The organism is Sinomonas sp. R1AF57, from assembly GCF_002224485.1.
GTDB lineage: Bacteria > Actinomycetota > Actinomycetes > Actinomycetales > Micrococcaceae > Sinomonas > Sinomonas flava.
The window spans coordinates 3,610,436-3,626,707 of sequence record NZ_CP022463.1 but is presented as its reverse complement, the minus strand read 5'-3'; the positions used below and the strand labels follow the sequence as shown (position 1 = coordinate 3,626,707).

Sequence of the window (16,272 nt, the reverse complement as noted above, 5' to 3'; positions counted from 1 at the left end):
GGACGGGACACAGGGTTACGGCGGTCACAGCGTGGGGGAAACGCCCGGTCCCATCCCGAACCCGGAAGCTAAGACCCACAGCGCCGATGGTACTGCACCCGCGAGGGTGTGGGAGAGTAGGACACCGCCGGACAACACCACCAGGTCGAGCCCCCCAGCACCCGCCGGGGGGCTCCCTGCATTTAACGACACCCCACCAGAAGCCCCGCCCACAAAGGCGAACCTCCGGAGAAGAAGAGAGGGCCCCGGAGCGCACAATTGGGGGGGTATGCGCTCCGAGGCGGTTCTCTGGTGCCGCTCGCACTCCTAAGGTTCCGAAGGAAACTGAGTGTGCGCTGGCACATAAAAAACACTACATGGCAGAACTGGCCTTGGCCAGCATTCGTGCGCCCAGCGCGCCCCAACCTGCGTGCCGCGCACCCGCCGCCGGTGCGGAGAGCGCCGCCCGTCCTTGTCGGCGTCGTACGCGGGTGCTCGAATAGGCGCATGGACTCTCCCCGATACCTTCTGGCCATCGGCACGAAAAAGGGCCTGTGGCTCGCCACGAGCCAGGACCGGACGACCTGGGCCGTCGGCGCACCGCAGTTCCTCATGCAGGAGATCCCCTCCGTCGGGATCGACACGCGCGGCGGCCGTACCCGGCTGCTGGTCGGCGTCCGTTCAGAGCACTTCGGCCCGACGGTTGCACATTCCGATGACCTCGGAGCGACGTGGACGGAGCCCGAGGCGGGGTCGGTCGTGTTCCCCGAGGACACGGGCGCTGCCGTGGAGCGCATCTGGCAGATCCGCCCGGACAGTGAGGACCGCCCTGGGGTCGTCTGGGTGGGCGCCGAGCCGATCTCGGTGTGGAAGTCGACGGACGGCGGCGAGACGTTCGAGCTCAACCGCCCGCTCTGGGAGCACCCCGACAGGGACAGGTGGGGTCCGGGGGCCGGCGGCGCTGCCGTCCACACCGTGGTGCCCGATCCCGCTGACGATGACCGGATCCATCTCGCGATCAGCGCCGGCGGGGTGTACCGGAGCACCGACGGCGGAGCGAGCTGGTCGGCGCGGAACCACGGCATCTCCGCGTACTTCCTTCCCGATCCCGAGCCAGAGGTCGGCCAGTGCGTGCACAAGATCGCGAGGGATGCAGACGGCCGCCTCTACGCCCAGAACCACCGGGGCGTGTACCGCAGCGACGATGCGGGGGACACCTGGACCTCGATTGCCGACGGCCTCCCGGCGGACTTCGGCTTCGTCATGCTGACGCACCCCCGCCGCAGCGGGACTGCGTGGGTCGTGCCGCTGGTCTCCGACTGGGAGCGCGTGGCGCCCGAGGGCCGCCTCGCAGTCCACCGCACCGACGACGCCGGCTCCACATGGCGCCGGCTGGACGCAGGCCTGCCCGAGTACGACTGGAACACCGTGCTCCGCGACGCCGCGTGCGTCGACGCCGCCGACCCGGTCGGCGTCTACTTCGGCACCCGCGGCGGCTCAGTCTATGCGAGCGCCGACGAGGGCGAGAGCTTCCGTGAGGTCGTCTCGAGGCTCCCCGATGTGCTCTGCGTGCGGGCGGCCGTGCTCGACGGCGGGCAGGGCGTCTGAGCGTGGCGGTCACCGTCGTCGTGCCCTCCGTCCTCGCGGACCTGGCCGGAGGCCGCACCGAGTTCGAGGTTCCGGACGCCGAGGCGACCACCGTGCGCGCGGCCCTCGACGCCGTCGCGGTCCAGTTTCCGGTGCTCGCCCGGAGGCTGCGGGATGAACGGGGGTCGCTGCGCCGGCACGTGAACGTCTACCTCGGCGGGGAGAGCGTCCGTTCCCTCCAGGGCTTGGAGACCCGCGTGGCCGCGGGCGAGGAGGTGCTGGTCATCCAGTCGATCGCCGGCGGATGACCAGCTCGGTCCTCGTGCGACGGCGGCGGACGCTCAGGCAGCCTGCTCGCGCACGTGCCACAGGGTGAAGTCCTCGGACTGCACCGCGCGGCGCGCGTGGCTCACCTCGAGCCTGATCCAGACGAGCCCCACCCCGGGTGCCGTGTCGTAGACCGTTCCCCGCAGGATGGTCTGCCCGCTGCGGGCCTCGATGAGTTCGCCCCGACGGATGTCGGTGAGGCGGCGGATCCGGCTGTGGGTATCGGCGGTCATCGTCTGCCCCTTCTCGAACATGTGCGCTGGTGAGACCAGTGTCCCGGGGACCGGTTTCCATGCTGTTTCCGGCCCGTAATCGGGCCGTAAGCAGATCTCGGCGGCTCCGTTTCACGGTTCCCTCGGCTACGGCGGGGCGTCGAGAAAAGTCACGTACTCAGTGGTAAGGCGAAATTTCGCATTCCTGTGGCTAGTCTCGGATGCGCAGATGTCATGCGCGTCACACGCGTATGGGCCGAGAATGCAGGAGGTTGTCTGCTCATGGCAGCAAGGTTTGAAGTACGTCGCGGCGGCAAGGGTGCCGGCGCCTATCTGGTCCAGCTCTGCACCGGTGATGGTCGGGTCGTCGCTGATCTGGGGGGATTCCCGAGCCTCGACGAGGTCAAGAGGGCCATCGCGTTCCTCCGCGAGGGGGCGGCTCAGGGCCACGTCGTCGACCTGACAGGCACTGCATGACCGGCCTCGGCTGAGGGCCCGTCAGGATCGCCTGCTGGGGCGTGGAACGGGGGACCATGCCGATGCAACGTGCATGCAACCTCCGCCCACGGACGATCCGGGGGCGACCGCGATACACTTGTGAGCCACGGCACACATGAAGGGGTGGGTGGACGTGCGCACACAGGACCCAGTGGACGCCCCGGAGCGGCCCGTCGTCGCTGACTCATGGCGTCGGTCCCTCGCTGCGCACCCGCGCCGCGAGGACGCGGTCGTCACAGACGTCCTCGACGACGACGAGCTGGCCTCCTACCGGGAGAGCCACGCACTCGCGCGGGTCATGCCCGTGATCGAGGAACTCCTCGTGCAGCCCGCGCGCGACTCCGGCATCCTCGTGGCGGTCGGGGACGCCGACAGCAGGCTCCTGTGGCTCGGGGGCGACGCCTCGGTGCGCCGCCGCGCCGAGGGCATGGCGTTCCTCGAGGGCGCCGACTGGTCCGAGTCCAGCATCGGGACGTCTGCCCCCGGCACGGCGCTGGCCACCGGCGGTGCGGTCCAGATCCGCGGAGCAGAGCACTTCAGCCCCCTCGCGGAGGCCTTCTCGTGCACCGCGGTCCCGATCCGCGATCCCCGCACCGGGGACCCGATCGGCGTCGTCGACATCACGGGCGGCGAGCAGGCCGCCGCCGGACATGCGCTCCCGTGGCTCCGCGCCGCCGTCGCCGCGGCCGAGGAGAGGCTGCGCGGCCTCGCCAAGGCGGCACCGCGCACGACGCCGGGCCCTCGGGGCGGTGGCAACCGCGCCGGCGCTGGGCCCTCGGCAGGGCCAGCCGTCCTGTCGGTCACCGGTCGGGACCAGGGGATCCTCCGCGCGGGCGCACGGGAGCTGAGCCTGAGCGTGCGCCACTCCGAGATCCTCGTGCTGCTCGCCGGCAATCCGCGCGGGCTCACGGCCGAGGAGCTCGCCGAGCGCCTCTACACCCAGGCCGTGCCGCCCGTGACGCTGCGGGCCGAGCTCGTGCGGCTGCGCAAGGCGCTCGACGCCTCGGGAACCGGCGTCCGGCTCCTCTCGCGGCCATACCGCGTGGAGGGGCTCGAGGTCGACTCGATGCATGCGCTGGCCCTGCTCGAGCGGGGGTCGCACCGCCAGGCCCTCGGGTCCTACGGCGGGCAGCTCCTGCCGCGCTCGGAGGCGCCCGCCATCACCGAACTCCGCGAGGAGCTGTCCGCGACGCTGCGGGAGGCAGTGGTCGGCAGCGCCGCGGTCGACGTCGTGCTGCACTACCTGCGCCTGCCGGAGGCCGCCGACGACCTCGAGGCGTGGCGCACCGCCCTCCGGCTCCTCCCTCCGCGCTCGCCCAGGCGGGCCGCGGTGGTCGCACACCTCGAGCGCCTCGCGGGCTGAGGCGGGCGCGACCTGCCGGGGGTTCAAAGTGTCGGTCCCCGGGCGTAGGCTCACGCTCGTCAGCGAGGATCTGCGACGCAAGGAGCGACTGTGACAGCGACACTGAACCCCTACATCAGCTTCAAGGACACCACACGCGACGCCATGACGTTCTACCAGTCGGTGCTCGGCGGTGACCTCACCATCTCCACCTTCGCGGACCTCCATGCGGCCCAGGATCCCTCCGAGGCGGATCTGGTGATGCACTCCCTGCTCACGACGCCGAGCGGCTTCACGCTGATGGCCTCGGACACGCCAGCACGCATGGAGTATGCGCCCGGGAACAACTTCTCGATCTCGCTCAGCGGCGACTCCGAATCGGAGGATGAGCTCCGTGGCTACTGGGACCGGCTCTCCGACGGGGCCACCGTCTCGATGCCGCTCGAGAAGGCCATCTGGGGCGACACCTTCGGCATGCTCACGGACCGATTCGGCATCGCGTGGCTCGTGAACATCGCGGGCGACGACACGCCGACCGGTCACTCGTAGCCACCACGTCCGCCCTCGCCACTTCTGCGGAAGGATCCATCGTGCCCACGCTCCTCAATCCCTACCTCAGCTTCACGGGAGAAGCCCGCGAGGCCCTCACGTTCTACCAGTCGGTCTTCGGCGGCGACCTCACCATCAGCACGTTCGGGGAGTTCCAGCCCCCCGCGGACGCGGGCGGGGACGCCCCCGGCCTGCCGGCGTCTGAGGCGGACAAGGTCATGCACGGCATGCTCGTCACCCCCAACGGACTCGTCCTCATGGGCTCGGACACGCCCGAAGGCATGCCCCACACCGAGGGCAGCAGCGTCTCCCTCTCACTCTCCGGCGACGACGAGTCCCAGCTGCGCGGCTACTGGGACAGACTGGCTGAGGGCGGCAGGGTCACCGTGCCCATGGAGCGCGCGCCATGGGGCGACGTGTTCGGCATGCTGACGGACAGATACGGCATGGCATGGCTGATCAACGTGAACTCGGGCCAGCAAGGAGGGGCGGCGCAGGGCTGACGGCCGCCGGGGCGCCGCCCGGCGCGTCGTCCCTGAATCTGCTCCCTGCTGCAGGGGGGCCTGGCACATAGACTCGGCTCACGGGCGGCAGCGGGGCCGCCGGAGCGGAGGATGCGCGCGTGAAGGTCGGGATTGCGAGGGAACGTCTTGCCGGGGAGCAGCGCGTCGCGGCCACGCCCGAATCCGTGCGGCAGCTCGTGGGCCTCGGGCTACAGGTCATCGTCGAGTCGGGTGCGGGGACGGCGGCCGGCCACTCCGACGCCTCCTACACCGAGGCGGGGGCGGAGGTTGCCTCCTCGCTGGACCCGGCTGCCGTCGACGTTGTGGCCCACGTCCGCGCCCTCGCGCCGGGCACGGCCGCGCGGCTCAAGCCCGGTGCCGTGACCGTCGGGCTAGCGTCGCCCTCGACTGACCTTCCCACGGTCCGGGCGCTCGCCGACGCGCGGGTCACCGCGTTCGCACTCGAGCTCGTCCCGCGCATCTCCCGGGCGCAGTCGATGGACGCGCTCACCTCCCAGGCCCTCGTGACCGGCTACCGGTGCGTGCTCGAGGCCGCGATCCGCCTGCCGCGCTTCTTCCCGCTCTACATGACGGCTGCCGGGACCGTCCCGCCGGCGAAGGTCCTCGTCCTGGGCGCCGGGGTCGCCGGCCTGCAGGCCATCGGCACGGCGAAGAGGCTCGGCGCGCGCGTCTCCGCGAACGACATCCGGCCAGCTTCCGCGGACGAGGTCGCCTCCATGGGCGGCACCTTCATTCGGCTCGACGTCGAAGGGGAGGCCGCCGGCGGGTACGCTCGCGAGCTCACCGCCGACAGGGGGGCGCTCCAGCGCGAGCTCCTCGCCCCCCACGTCGCCGACGCCGACGTCCTCATCACGACCGCCGCCGTCCCCGGCCGCCGGGCCCCGCTCCTCGTCACCCGGGACATGGTCGCCCGGATGCGCCCAGGATCCGTCGTCGTGGACATGGCCGCGGAGTCGGGCGGCAACGTCGAGGGCTCCGTTCCCGGCCAGGACCTCCGCGTCCCGACGGCCGACGGCGCCGGGGAAGTCACCGTCGTCGGGCTCAAGGACGCGGCCTCCGCGATGGCCGCCGACGCCTCGCGGCTGTACGCGAAGAACGTCGCGAACTTCATCGCCCTGCTCGTGCCCGGGGCGGACGGCACGGTGGCGCCCGACTTCAGCGACGAGGTGGTCGCCGGCGCGTGCCTGACGCGCGACGGCGAGGTGCGGCACGAGCCCACGGCCGAGGCGCTCGCGGCGCTCGCCTCGGCCGAGGCCCCGCCGGGCGAGATCGACGAGACCGAGGAAGGAGCAGGCTGATGGGCGGCATCGAACTGCTGACGATCACGGTGCTGGCGGTGTTCGTCGGCTTCGAGGTGGTCTCAAAGGTCTCGAGCATCCTGCACACCCCCCTGATGTCGGGGGCGAACGCGATCCACGGCATCATCCTCGTGGGCGCGATCACCGTGGCCGGGCAGGCGGCCGACGCGTGGGTGCTCGCGGTGGCGCTGCTCGCCGTCGTGCTCGCCACGGCGAACCTCGTGGGCGGGTTCGTCGTGACGGACCGCATGCTCGAGATGTTCCGTGGACGGAATGCGCCAGCCGCCGGGGAGCCGGGCACGGGGAGCCGGGAGGCGGCCAGGTGACCCCCGTTCTGGACGCGACGTGGACGGCGCTGCTGTACCTGGTCGCGGCCGTGTGCTTCATCCTCGCCCTCAAAGGCCTGTCCTCGCCGAAGCATGCGCGGCGCGGCAACCTCGTCGGGGCGTTCGGCGCGCTCGTGGCCCTCGTGACGGTGTTCCTCTCGAGCCGGCTCGGCAACATCCCGTGGATCCTCGCGGCGATCGCGGTGGGCGCGGCCATCGCCGCACCCGTCGCGCGCCGGGTCCAGATGACCCAGATGCCTCAGCTTGTGGCCCTCTTCAACGGTGTGGGCGGCGGCGCCGCGGCGCTCGTGGCGCTGCTCGAGCTCCCGCACGCAGACGATGCGTGGGTACGCCTCGCGATCGTGTTCACCCTCCTGGTCGGGGCCGTCTCGTTCGCGGGCTCTGCCGTGACGTTCGCGAAGCTCCAGGAGCTCATGACCACCCGGCCGATCGCTTTCCCGGGCCTTCCGACGCTCATGGGCGCCGTGCTCCTCGCCGCCGTCGTCGCCGCGGGCTTCGTGGTCGTGCTGCCGCTGTCCGCCGGGTCCACCGTGGTCGCCGTCGTGCTCCTCGCGCTGGGCCTCGTGGCCGGCGTCCTGCTGGTGCTGCCCGTGGGAGGGGCAGACGTGCCGATCGTCATCTCGCTGCTCAACGCCTTCACGGGCCTGGCGGTGGCGGCGTCGGGCCTCGTCCTCGGCAACGTGCTGCTCGTCGTCGCGGGCACGCTTGTGGGAGCCTCCGGCACGATCCTGACTCGGCTCATGGCCGCGGCGATGGGCCGCAGCGTCTCCCACATCATGTTCGGCGCATTCCGGGGAGGCTCGACGGCGGGCTCCACCGCCGTCTCCGAGCGTCCGGTGCGCTCGAGCACCGCGGAAGACGTCGCGATCCTGCTCGGGTACGCGCAGAAGGTCATCATCGTGCCCGGGTACGGGCTCGCCGTCGCACAGGGCCAGCACACCGCCGCCGAGCTCGCGCAGGCCCTCGAGGCGCGCGGCACCGACGTGGAGTTCGCGATCCATCCCGTCGCCGGGCGCATGCCGGGGCACATGAACGTCCTCCTCGCCGAGGCGAACGTCCCCTACGAGTCGCTCAAGGAGATGGCGGAGGTCAACGGCGACTTCCGGCAGGCCGACGTCGCGCTCGTGGTGGGCGCGAACGACGTCGTGAATCCCGCGGCGAAGTCCACCCTCGGCTCCCCGATCTACGGCATGCCGATCCTCGAGGTCGCGGACGCGAAGCAGGTCGTGTTCCTCAAGCGGTCCATGCGGCCGGGCTTCGCCGGGATCGAGAACGAGCTCCTGTACGAGCCGCAGACCACGCTGCTCTTCGGGGACGCGAAGGATTCGCTCACGAAGGTGCTCACGGCGGTGAAGGCGCTGTGATTGCAGGCGCTGTGACGGTCACGGGAGGACTGGCATGACGGACAGGACCATCGCGGTGGTCGGCACCGGCCTCATCGGCGCGAGCTGGGCGGCGTACTACCTCGCGCGCGGGTTCCGGGTGGTCGCGAGCGATCCGGCTGGGGGCGCCGAGGAGGCGCTGCGCGAGCGGATTGACGGCTTCTGGCCCACGCTCGAGACGCTCGGACTCGACGAGGGCGCGTCCAGAGACCGGCTGGAGTTCACGCCGTCGATCGCAGACGCGGCCCGAGGAGCTGACTTCGTGCAGGAGAACGGCCCGGAACGCCTCGACATCAAGCGCTCCATCCTCGCCGAGATCGAACAAGGCGTGGGCGAGGACGTGCTGATCGCGACATCGTCCTCCGGGCTGCTCGTGTCCGAGGCGCAGAAGGGCATGCGCCACCCGCAGCGGCTCGTGCTCGGGCACCCGTTCAACCCGCCGCACCTGATCCCGCTCGTGGAGGTGCTCGGCGGGGAGCAGACCTCCCCGGAGAACGTCGAGCGGGCCGTCGCCTTCTACGCCGGGATCGGGAAGAAGCCGATCCGGATCAACCGGGAGGTGCCGGGCCACGTGGCGAACCGGCTCCAGGACGCGCTGTGGCGGGAGATGTTCCACCTCGTCAGCACCGGGGTCGCGAGCGTGGCGGACATCGACACCGCGATCTCCTACGGGCCCGGCCTCCGCTGGGCGCTCATGGGTCCCTTCCTCACGATGCACGCGGGCGGCGGCGACGGCGGGATCACCCACTTCCTCGAGCACCTCGGCCCGGCCATGCGGGACTGGGCGAGGGACCTCGGCGAGTACCCGGAGACCGACGAGTACGTCAGCACCATGGCCGAGGGCGTCGAGGACGAGCTCGCGGGACACGACTGGGCCGCGGCGCTCGCGGCACGGGACCGGCTCCTCCTGGGCCTCCTCGCGGCCAAGGCCGAGGCGCCGGAGATCCCCTGACTACCTCGGCCCGGGCCGGATCGGCACGCAGGTCGCGCAGGCCTTCGCTTCCGCTGGATCGGCCAGGGCGTCGCGCTCGAGCTTGAGCCGCGCTGACAGTGCGGCGGCCATGAGCACGACGGCGGCGACCCCCACCGCGGGCTGGACTCCCCAGTGGATCGCGTCCAGGGGCAGGCCGGCGAACATCTGCATGAGCAGGCCCGACCGGCTCTGCGTGGTAGCCAGCAGCAGCCCGATCGCACCGAACAGCGGGCCGCGGAGGTCACAGAAGGTCGCCTCGGCGCCGATCGGGGATCTCACGAGGCTGGCGATGAGCAGCCCGAGCACCCCCGAGCCGGCGAGGACGAGTGCTCTGGTCCACGCGGCACCCGGGAGGACGGCGGCGTCGAACGCCGCGCCGATGCCCCGGCGGGCCGCCGTCCACGTCGCGGCGCCCGGGCCAGCGGCCGGTCACCGGAAGGAGAGCAGCTTGTTGATGAAGCTCGCGTTGGACCCGGTGCCGGAGTCGTGGCCGGGGCAGCGGCGGTCCTGGGGGACGTTCGCGAAGACCTGGTCGATGTGCTGGCCGCAGCCAGCCCAAGTCACCTTGCCGCAGGTCGAGCACGTCGCGGGGCTGCACATGGGATTTCTCCTTCTTGTCGCTTGGATACCCATGGGGGTATTTCCAGAATAGCCGTGAGCGGCCCTTCGGGCAAGGGACGAGCCGTGCGGCCGTGCCGGTGCGAGAACCGACACGCGCCGGAGGTGCGCCGCTGAGCAGCCCTGATGTGGATACCCTTCGCGTAATCGGGGGGCCCAATTCGTTCTCTGGCAGGAGGGGACAGCCAAGGGCCTGAAGCTCCCCCGGCACGAGTGCCGGGGCATCCAGAGAGGGGGGCCAATGCCGGCCCACAGGAAGATCTCCGCCGTCGCGGCGCTGTCCGTCTCCGTACTCCTTGCGCTCACCGCGTGCAACCCGGCGGCGAACTCCGGCGGCTCGGCGGCTCCGAGCAGCTCCGGCGGCTCGGGCGCCTTCAGCAAGGACCAGTCGGGAACGCTCAAGACGAGCGGCTACAACCCCTCCGACGAGGTCGGCAAGGCCCGTTCGGACCTCGCCACCCAGGCGGTCGCGCCCGCCGAGGTGTCCATGGACACGACGAACTTCGACGCCCAGAAGTTCGCGGCGCAGGCGGCCTCCGGCCAGGTCCCCGACCTCATCCAGGTGGACCGCAGCATGGTTCCGACCCTGGCCGACAAGGGCCTGATCCAGCCGCTCGACGCGTGCTTCTCGCTCTGGGGAGTCACCCCCAACGACCAGTACTACCCGGCCGCGATCAAGAGCGTCACCTACAAGGACAAGGTGTATGCGGTTCCGCAGTTCTTCCAGACCTCCATGCTCATCGCGGACAAGACCGTCATGCAGGCCGCCGGCGTGACCGAGGACCAGCTCGACACCTCCAAGCCGGACCAGATCATCGCGGCCGCCCAGAAGATGTACAAGGCCTCGGGCGGCAAGCCCTCCGTGATCGGGTTCGATCCCGACCTCCCGGGCTCGGCCGACCTCTGGCTCCAGGTCTTCGGGGGCAACGCGATGGACGGCGACGGCAAGCCGACGCTGGACAACGGCGACAACGTCAAGGCACTCACCTGGATGAAGCAGCTCATGGACGCCCAGGGCGGCTACGCGGCCATCAAGTCGTTCAAGGACTCGATGGACGTGTTCGGCAACCAGAACCAGTACGTGAAGCACCAGGTGGGCGCCCAGACGTGGGCCCAGTGGTACATCAACGTCCTGTCCAACACGAAGGGCGACGTCAGCGTCGTCGGCGCGCCGATCAAGACGCTCCAGGGGAAGCCGATCGGCTACGCCGGCGGCGCCTCGCTCGCGATCCCGACCGCGGCGAAGAACCCCTCGGCTGCGTGCGCTTGGGCCATCAAGGCCACCTCGGTGGACGCGTGGAAGGCCGCCGGCGACGCCCGGGCCCAGACGGTCCAGAAGAAGAACTCCATCAACACCGGCCTGTTCACCGGCTCGCCCGCCGCCGACAAGGCCGTCCGGGACGCGCACGTCACCCCGTCCGGCAATGCGGACTTCGACCAGCTGATCAAGACCTCCTACTCCACGCTCGACAACACGGCCTCGTTCGGCAGCTCCGCCGCCGGCCAGACCATCAAGGACTCGCTCGCCAACGCCGTGGCCGTGGCCCTGTCCGGGGAGAAGGACCCGACCGCCGCCCTGAAGGACGCACAGGACACCGCGATGCGCGCCTGGCAGCAGACCTCGGCCGGGCAGAATCACTGATCCCTGTGGGCACGCGCATGAGCCGGCGCACCCGGTCGAGGAAGTACAACGTCCGGGAGTCCATCGCGGGGTACCTCTTCATCTCGCCGTGGATCGCCGGACTGCTGATCTTCACCGTGATCTCGATGGGCTGGAGCCTGGTGCTCTCGTTCCAGAACTACGATCTGGCGACGGGAGCCAGCTCGCCGGCCGGATTCGAGAACTACCGCCTGCTGGCCGAGGACCCCAACGTCCTCGGCTCGCTGGGCAACACCTTCGTGTACGCACTCATGGCGGTACCGCTGGACATCGCCTTCGCGCTCCTGCTCGCCTCGCTGCTGAACGGCGTCAGGCGGGGCTCCGGGTTCTTCCGGCTGGTCTACTACCTGCCGAAGATGACCCCGGGCGTGGCGACGGCGGCGGTGTTCCTGCTCCTCCTGAACGGCAACAGCGGCGCGATCAACAACTTCCTCGGGCTGTTCGGGATCGCTGGACCGCAGTGGCTCTCGGACCCCGTCTGGATGAAGCCCTCGATCGTGCTCATGAGCCTGTGGGGCGTGGGCGGCACGACCGTCATCCTGCTCGCGGCCCTGCAGGCGGTTCCGAAGGAGCTCTACGAGGCGGCTGCGACGGACGGTGCGAGCCGGCGGCAGCAGTTCTTCTACATCACCATCCCGATGATCTCGCCGACGCTGTTCTTCCTGGTCATCGTCAACACGATCGCGGCCCTGCAGATCTTCGACCAGGCGTACCTGCTGTTCTACCGCGACGGGAACTCCAGCGTCCCCGACGCTGCCCGCTTCTACGGGGTGTACCTGTACCAGCAGGCGTTCCAGCACTTCAACTTCGGCCCCGCCGCGGCCATGGCATGGCTGCTGTTCGTGATCATCATGGTCATCACCGTGATCCAGATCAGGGTCGGGAACCGTCTGGTGCACTACGAGGGAGGTGATCGCCCGTGAGCAGTGTCAACCCCGGGCTGGAACCGGGCACGACGGCGGGGCCCGCCGCCGCGCCGGCAGGGGCACCGGCGGTGCCGCTTGCGGGAGAGGGCGCGGGCGTGGCCGACAGGGCCGGGCGGCGCCCCTCGAACCCGGCCGACGTCCAGTGGGCGGGGGAGCGCCGCAGTCGGCTGGCACGGCGGGTGGGCCAGGGCGTCCGCTGGGTGCTGCTCGTCGGCTTCGCGCTGCTGTTCATGTACCCCTTCGCGTGGCTGCTCGCCGCCTCGCTCAAGCCGCGCGGAGAGGTGTTCGACAACCGGCTCATCCCCCTGACGCCCACGCCGGAGAACTACGCCGAGGTCTGGAACCAGCTGCCGCTGCTGAGCTGGGTCTTCAACTCGGTGTTCATCGCGCTGGCCTCGGCCACCATCGTGACCCTGACGAGCTCTGCCATCGCCTTCGGCTTCGCGTACTTCCGCTTCCCCGGGCAGAAGATCCTGTTCGGCATCCTCCTGGGCACGATGATGCTCCCGGGGGCCGTCACCCTCATCCCGAACTACCTCATCTGGAAGACCCTCGGCTGGCTCGGGACGACCGTGCCGCTGTGGGGCGGGACGCTGTTCGGCTCCGCGTTCTACATCTTCCTGATGCGGCAGTTCTACCTGTCCCTGCCGCGGGACCTGTTCGAGGCGGCGCGCATCGACGGGTGCTCGTTCTTCGGGCTGTTCCGCAGGATCGCCTTCCCGCTCGCGCTGCCGAGCGCGATCATCGTGTTCATCTTCGAGTTCCAGGCGTCCTGGAACAACTTCGCGGGCCCGCTCATCTACCTCAACTTCGGCGACCCGAAGGGGTACACGGTGCCGCTCGGGGTCGCCTATGCGATGACGATGTACTCGCCGACGGCGGGCGGCCACGGCGACTACCAGTTCGTGATGGTGGCGTCCCTGCTGGTGACGCTGCCGATGATGGTCATCTTCGCCGTGGGCCAGCGCTACTTCATCGAGGGCATCGCCGCGGGCTCGCTCAAGGGGTGAGTGGTCTGGATGGGCGGCCACCCCGTTCGGTTTGGGGGGCACCGAGACGGGGCGCCGCATGCGGGCTTCCCATCCCGAAGGCGGCAGGCCAGCACAATTCGAAGGTAGGGCAACGTGTCCCGGGTGGGTTAGAGGACTTCGGCCCGGGATGAGGGCCGGGGCGCCACGAGCGGGTGAGCAACAGCTGTTGCCCGGAGTGTCGGAGGGTGTCGGATCCGGGCGGCGAGACGGCCTCGAGTGTCAGTACGAGAGCAGCCTGACGAGCTCCCCGGTCTGGTCCTCGGGGAGGCTCCGGGCGATGTCGGCCTGGGACACCATGCCGACGAGGTCGTGCCCGTCGATTACGGGCAGGCGGCGGACCTTGTGCTGCTCCATGGTTTCAATGGCTTCCTCGACACTGTCGTCGGCGCCGATCGTGACGGGCTTTCCCTCGGCGAGGCTGCCAGCCGTGGTCGTGCGCGGGTCCCCGCCTTCGGCCACGCACTTCACCACGATGTCACGGTCGGTGACCATGCCCTTGAGGCGGTTGTCCTCTCCGCAGATGGGAAGGGACCCCACATCGAGCTCCTTCATCTTCCGGGCCGCCACCTCGAGGGTCTCGTTCTCCCCGACGCACTCGGCGCCGCCGGTCATGATCTCTCGTGCCTTCGTCATCGCAACCTCCCAAGTGCTGTTCTTCCTGAAGGCTGACGCCGCACCCGACCCCCCGCTCCCGCGGAGCCTCTGTGAGGATTCCGGGTGTCGGTCGTCGTCGGCATGCCTTCCAAGCCGATGCCGTCCGGTTACCCGGCCCAGCACACCGAAAACAGCAGGTCCTCAACCGTCGTGGTCCTACTCGCCCAGCCCTGCTCCAGCCGCGGCGGGGCCGGCCCCGGGTCCAGTCCCGCGTCGGCGGCGGCGAGCAGCAGGAGCGAACGGGCCAGGCGCCGACGGCGGTGCGGCGATGCCGCTCAGGGGCCGAACCAAACGGCCAGCGCTTCCGGGAGCCCCGCATCGGCGTGCCCTCCGGCCCACGCCACGTGGCCGTCGGGCCGGATGAGGACGCCCTCGGGGGCCGGGACCTCGCCGAACACCGGAAGCCGCAACGCGCCGTCGTGCGCGGCGTCCACGAGCCGGACCCGATCCGTCCAGCGTCCGGTGCGCAGGGCGCCGGGCTCGCCGAGGTTCAGCAGCACGGGCCGGGCGTCGCGGAGGAGCCCGAACACGCGGCGAGGGCCGTCGGCCGTCACGAGGTCGAGGTCAGGCATGCGGCGCCCGAGCAGCGGATGGCCTTCGCCGGCTGGGGCGCCCAGGTCGTAGCGGATGTCGAGGCCCGACTGCATGGCGGCGTACGTCCGCCTCGGCTCCTCCATGGCGAGCAGCTCCGCCACCACGGCCCGCAGGGCGTCCATGCGGGGATCGCGGCGGGTGAGGGCCGTCTGCGCCATGGTCGCCTGCAGGACGCGCGCGCCGACGGGGTGCCGCTCCGCGTGGTAGGTGTCCAGCAGGGCCTCTGGCGCGTTGCCCCTGACCACCTGGGCGAGCTTCCAGCCGAGGTTCACGGCGTCCTGCACTCCGGTGCCCAGGCCCTGGCCGCCCACCGGGTAGTGGACGTGCGCGGCGTCGCCGGCGAGCAGCACCCGGCCCCGCCGGTAGGCCTCGGCCTGCCGCGCCGCGTCCGTGAACCGCGAGATCCACGTGGGGCTGCGGGCGCCGAAGTCGGTGCCCCAGACGGAGACGAGTGCGCGGCGGACGTCGTCGAGCGTCGGCTGCCCCTGGCCCGCGTACGTCTCGGTGACGACGACGCGCACGCGCGGACCGGTGCCGATCGGCCCGATCGCCTGGGTGCCCTCCTCCGTGTAGCGGATGCTCCGCTCGGGCTGCTCTTCCACCTCCACCTCCGCGATGAGCGAGCTGACGGACGGGTCCCAGCCCGGGAACGCGATCCCCGCCGCCTTGCGCACGAGGCTGCGGCCGCCGTCGCACCCCACGAGGTAGTCCGCCCGCAGCGACCCGCCGTCGGAGAGGCGGACGACGACGCCGCCCTCCTCCTGCTCGAGGCCCGTCACCTCGCGCTCGCGGAGGGTCGGGATGCCGAGCTCGGCGACCCAGCCCGCCAGGAGGCGTTCGATCTCCGCCTGCCTCAGCGCGAGGCTGTAGCGGTGGCGGGTGGGAAGGTCGGCCATGTCCAGCGGAATCCCGGCGAATGCCGTGATCTGGACGGTCTGCCCGGCATCGAGGAACCGCTCGACGATGCCGCGCATGTCCAGGATCTCGAGGGTCCGCGCGTGCAGGCCGCCGGCCCGCGAGCCCTCGACCTCCTGGGTGGCGCGGCGCTCGACGATCACCGCCTCGGCCCCGGCGAGGGCGAGCTCCGCCGCGAGCATCATCCCCGTGGGGCCCCCGCCGGCGATCACGACCTGATGGCTGTCCGCAGTCTCCACAGCCAGCATTGTCGGCCTGCCGGGGCCCCTTGCCGGAAGCCCCGGTGCGGCCGATAGTCTGAAAGTGAGGGGACGCCATTCCGGGCGCATCGTGTGGCCGCTGGGGTAGCCTGCAGGATGACAGCCACCCTCGGCGCCCTCGGAGTGCATCATGTCCTACACCGTGGATTTCACCACCGTCTCGCCCGTCGGGCTCGAGTCCTCGCCGGTCGCGGACGCACTGGCAGGCCTGAGGGCGAATGAGGCCCGCTACTTCAAGAACAAGTACGACCATGCCTTCACAGTGGAGCCCGCGGGCGAAGCTCGGGACGTCATCGACTGGGTCCACCGGATCCTCAAGGAGGAGCGGGACATCGTCATCTCCTCCCCGCCGCTCGAGGCCACCGCCTTCGAGGTGGACGGCATCCGGATGGCCTACGTCTTCTACGAGAGCGGGCTGTCCGTCAATGTGATGTACACGCTCGACGAGGCCGGGAAGCGGGCGGTCGGATTCAAGCTCTCGGACGGGATGGAGGTCCCAGAGGAGCTTGCCTCGAGGTTCAAGTTCGCACGGCAGAAGTCGAAGCTGGCCGGGACGATCCGCGGCTCCTTCTTCGTCATCAAGGGCGAGTACTGAC

19 protein-coding genes and 1 rRNA gene are annotated in these 16,272 nt (G+C 70.6%); 15 read left to right on the top strand and 5 right to left on the bottom strand.

Features of this window, described 5'->3' with window-relative positions; translation table 11 throughout:
- Window positions 1–16: 16 nt before the first annotated feature.
- The 3 genes from rrf to CGQ25_RS16760 all read left to right on the top strand — a co-directional run bounded on the left by rrf (window position 17) and on the right by CGQ25_RS16760 (window position 1,874).
- A 5S ribosomal RNA gene (gene rrf / locus CGQ25_RS16770) occupies window positions 17–133 on the top strand.
- A 353-nt stretch (window positions 134–486) separates the two neighbouring features.
- Window positions 487–1,587 carry a sialidase family protein gene (locus CGQ25_RS16765; protein ID WP_208710956.1) on the top strand — a complete coding sequence of 367 codons (1,101 nt, stop codon included), beginning with the start codon at window positions 487–489 and terminating at the stop codon, window positions 1,585–1,587.
- A 2-nt stretch (window positions 1,588–1,589) separates the two neighbouring features.
- On the top strand, window positions 1,590–1,874 hold the full coding sequence (locus CGQ25_RS16760) for a MoaD/ThiS family protein (protein WP_208710955.1): 285 nt from the start codon (window positions 1,590–1,592) through the stop codon (window positions 1,872–1,874).
- Window positions 1,875–1,907: 33 nt separating this feature from the next.
- Here the strand turns inward: CGQ25_RS16760 and CGQ25_RS16755 are convergent, their stop codons facing one another.
- On the bottom strand, window positions 1,908–2,126 hold the full coding sequence (locus CGQ25_RS16755) for a hypothetical protein (RefSeq protein WP_255405396.1): 219 nt from the start codon (window positions 2,124–2,126) through the stop codon (window positions 1,908–1,910).
- Window positions 2,127–2,387: 261 nt separating this feature from the next.
- On the opposite strand from CGQ25_RS16755, the gene CGQ25_RS16750 reads away from it, so the two are divergent.
- The 8 genes from CGQ25_RS16750 (at window position 2,388) to CGQ25_RS16715 (ending at window position 8,997) form a co-directional block, all read left to right on the top strand.
- Entirely contained in the window at window positions 2,388–2,582 is a 195-nt protein-coding gene (locus CGQ25_RS16750; protein WP_208710953.1) for a hypothetical protein, read from the top strand.
- Window positions 2,583–2,730: 148 nt separating this feature from the next.
- On the top strand, window positions 2,731–3,966 hold the full coding sequence (locus CGQ25_RS16745; protein WP_208710952.1) for a GAF domain-containing protein: 1,236 nt from the start codon (window positions 2,731–2,733) through the stop codon (window positions 3,964–3,966).
- 90 nt (window positions 3,967–4,056) lie between these two features.
- Window positions 4,057–4,494 (top strand): VOC family protein, encoded by a 438-nt coding sequence (locus CGQ25_RS16740; protein WP_208710951.1) that lies wholly within the window; start codon window positions 4,057–4,059, stop codon window positions 4,492–4,494.
- Between the two features lie 41 nt (window positions 4,495–4,535).
- Window positions 4,536–4,997 carry a VOC family protein gene (locus tag CGQ25_RS16735; protein ID WP_208710950.1) on the top strand — a complete coding sequence of 154 codons (462 nt, stop codon included), beginning with the start codon at window positions 4,536–4,538 and terminating at the stop codon, window positions 4,995–4,997.
- 119 nt (window positions 4,998–5,116) lie between these two features.
- The gene (locus tag CGQ25_RS16730) at window positions 5,117–6,316 is read left to right on the top strand and encodes a Re/Si-specific NAD(P)(+) transhydrogenase subunit alpha (protein WP_208710949.1); all 1,200 of its coding nucleotides are present in this window, start codon (window positions 5,117–5,119) and stop codon (window positions 6,314–6,316) included.
- Window positions 6,316–6,642 (top strand): NAD(P) transhydrogenase subunit alpha, encoded by a 327-nt coding sequence (locus CGQ25_RS16725; protein ID WP_208710948.1) that lies wholly within the window; start codon window positions 6,316–6,318, stop codon window positions 6,640–6,642. Before CGQ25_RS16730 ends, CGQ25_RS16725 begins: the two co-directional genes overlap by 1 nt.
- Complete coding sequence (locus CGQ25_RS16720; protein ID WP_222703673.1) at window positions 6,639–8,027, top strand: NAD(P)(+) transhydrogenase (Re/Si-specific) subunit beta; 1,389 nt, start codon at window positions 6,639–6,641, stop codon at window positions 8,025–8,027. Before CGQ25_RS16725 ends, CGQ25_RS16720 begins: the two co-directional genes overlap by 4 nt.
- Window positions 8,028–8,061: 34 nt before the next feature.
- Window positions 8,062–8,997 carry a 3-hydroxyacyl-CoA dehydrogenase NAD-binding domain-containing protein gene (locus CGQ25_RS16715; RefSeq protein WP_208710947.1) on the top strand — a complete coding sequence of 312 codons (936 nt, stop codon included), beginning with the start codon at window positions 8,062–8,064 and terminating at the stop codon, window positions 8,995–8,997.
- Here CGQ25_RS16715 and CGQ25_RS16710 read toward each other — a convergent pair whose 3' ends face one another.
- Together CGQ25_RS16710 and CGQ25_RS16705 are read right to left on the bottom strand one after the other, a co-directional pair.
- Window positions 8,998–9,297, bottom strand: coding sequence for a hypothetical protein (locus CGQ25_RS16710; RefSeq protein ID WP_208710946.1), 300 nt, complete (start codon window positions 9,295–9,297; stop codon window positions 8,998–9,000).
- Window positions 9,298–9,447: 150 nt separating this feature from the next.
- Window positions 9,448–9,618: a hypothetical protein gene (locus CGQ25_RS16705; RefSeq protein ID WP_208710945.1), complete on the bottom strand. Its 171-nt coding sequence runs from the start codon at window positions 9,616–9,618 to the stop codon at window positions 9,448–9,450.
- 259 nt (window positions 9,619–9,877) lie between these two features.
- Between CGQ25_RS16705 and CGQ25_RS16700 the strand changes: the two genes are divergently transcribed.
- Genes CGQ25_RS16700 through CGQ25_RS16690 form a run of 3 tightly spaced genes read left to right on the top strand, consistent with a single transcriptional unit; the run spans window position 9,878 to window position 13,232 of the window.
- Window positions 9,878–11,278 (top strand): extracellular solute-binding protein, encoded by a 1,401-nt coding sequence (locus tag CGQ25_RS16700; protein ID WP_208710944.1) that lies wholly within the window; start codon window positions 9,878–9,880, stop codon window positions 11,276–11,278.
- A 17-nt stretch (window positions 11,279–11,295) separates the two neighbouring features.
- A complete protein-coding gene (locus CGQ25_RS16695; protein ID WP_208710943.1) occupies window positions 11,296–12,219 on the top strand; it encodes a carbohydrate ABC transporter permease in 924 nt (307 codons plus the stop codon).
- Window positions 12,216–13,232 (top strand): carbohydrate ABC transporter permease, encoded by a 1,017-nt coding sequence (locus CGQ25_RS16690; protein WP_369802250.1) that lies wholly within the window; start codon window positions 12,216–12,218, stop codon window positions 13,230–13,232. Before CGQ25_RS16695 ends, CGQ25_RS16690 begins: the two co-directional genes overlap by 4 nt.
- A gap of 240 nt (window positions 13,233–13,472) precedes the next feature.
- Here CGQ25_RS16690 and CGQ25_RS16685 read toward each other — a convergent pair whose 3' ends face one another.
- Complete coding sequence (locus CGQ25_RS16685; RefSeq protein WP_208710942.1) at window positions 13,473–13,886, bottom strand: CBS domain-containing protein; 414 nt, start codon at window positions 13,884–13,886, stop codon at window positions 13,473–13,475.
- A 296-nt stretch (window positions 13,887–14,182) separates the two neighbouring features.
- Window positions 14,183–15,655, bottom strand: coding sequence for an FAD-dependent monooxygenase (locus CGQ25_RS16680; RefSeq protein ID WP_255405395.1), 1,473 nt, complete (start codon window positions 15,653–15,655; stop codon window positions 14,183–14,185).
- A 151-nt stretch (window positions 15,656–15,806) separates the two neighbouring features.
- Here CGQ25_RS16680 and CGQ25_RS16675 point away from each other — a divergent pair, with 151 nt between their 5' ends.
- Window positions 15,807–16,271, top strand: coding sequence for a phage tail protein (locus tag CGQ25_RS16675; RefSeq protein ID WP_208710940.1), 465 nt, complete (start codon window positions 15,807–15,809; stop codon window positions 16,269–16,271).
- Window position 16,272 lies beyond the last annotated feature (1 nt).

What these genes read in the sequence shown, in the direction of transcription:
- CGQ25_RS16695 (WP_208710943.1), top strand. Translation starts at nt 11,296, where the DNA reads ATGAGCCGGCGCACCCGGTCGAGGAAGTACAACGTCCGGGAGTCCATC.
- CGQ25_RS16750 (WP_208710953.1), top strand. Translation starts at nt 2,388, where the DNA reads ATGGCAGCAAGGTTTGAAGTACGTCGCGGCGGCAAGGGTGCCGGCGCC.
- CGQ25_RS16725 (WP_208710948.1), top strand. Translation starts at nt 6,316, where the DNA reads ATGGGCGGCATCGAACTGCTGACGATCACGGTGCTGGCGGTGTTCGTC.
- CGQ25_RS16700 (WP_208710944.1), top strand. Translation starts at nt 9,878, where the DNA reads ATGCCGGCCCACAGGAAGATCTCCGCCGTCGCGGCGCTGTCCGTCTCC.
- CGQ25_RS16715 (WP_208710947.1), top strand. Translation starts at nt 8,062, where the DNA reads ATGACGGACAGGACCATCGCGGTGGTCGGCACCGGCCTCATCGGCGCG.
- CGQ25_RS16685 (WP_208710942.1), bottom strand. Translation starts at nt 13,886, where the DNA reads ATGACGAAGGCACGAGAGATCATGACCGGCGGCGCCGAGTGCGTCGGG.
- CGQ25_RS16755 (WP_255405396.1), bottom strand. Translation starts at nt 2,126, where the DNA reads ATGACCGCCGATACCCACAGCCGGATCCGCCGCCTCACCGACATCCGT.
- CGQ25_RS16765 (WP_208710956.1), top strand. Translation starts at nt 487, where the DNA reads ATGGACTCTCCCCGATACCTTCTGGCCATCGGCACGAAAAAGGGCCTG.
- CGQ25_RS16675 (WP_208710940.1), top strand. Translation starts at nt 15,807, where the DNA reads ATGTCCTACACCGTGGATTTCACCACCGTCTCGCCCGTCGGGCTCGAG.
- CGQ25_RS16705 (WP_208710945.1), bottom strand. Translation starts at nt 9,618, where the DNA reads ATGTGCAGCCCCGCGACGTGCTCGACCTGCGGCAAGGTGACTTGGGCT.